The sequence below is a fragment of the Acidovorax sp. KPB24-07 genome, from assembly GCF_057543315.1.
The window spans coordinates 1-517 of sequence record NZ_BAAJYS010000974.1; the positions used below are offsets into that span (position 1 = coordinate 1).

Below are 517 nucleotides of genomic sequence, written 5' to 3' on the forward strand. Positions count from 1 at the left end.
CGGAAGGGGCCGTGGAGGCGGGTGGGTTGGCCGATCCCTCCGAGGCCCCGGCGGCCAGGGGTTCGGGCGGCACATCGTCGCCGGGCTCGGGCGCGGCGGTGGGTGCGGATGCGGGGTTGGAGGCGGAGATGTCGGAGTGGTCGGGCGGGTCGCCGGCCGGAAGCTGCCCTGTCGTCGCGGAGGTGGGTGGAAGTTGGCGCGCCAGGGGCGGCGTTTGGGGCAGGGGGGCGGCGGGGCGGGACATGCGCGGATTTTGTCGCAACGCCGCTCGAACGCCGCGTAGGCGAGCACCGCAGCAGCGGGGCCGGCGCGTGCGGGAAACCCCGGGTGAAGAAGCCCCAAGCCCCTGGCAACGGGGGAAAGCCGCGCTGTTCGGCCGATGCCTTGCGCGGGCGGCCGCTAGCATTTGCGGTTATGGAATCTCTCGAAAAACGTGCACGCCCGGCCGCCCGGGCCCCGGCGCAGGGCCGCGAATCCGCTGGCGTGGGGCGTCTGGCACCTGCACGCCGGCTGGCGG

General features: G+C 74.9%; 1 pseudogene. It reads right to left on the reverse strand.

Annotated elements, in window-relative coordinates:
* Positions 1 to 244 (reverse strand): annotated as a pseudogene (locus tag AC27IQ_RS26990) (hypothetical protein); the annotation flags it as partial.
* Positions 245 to 517: the final 273 nt, after the last annotated feature.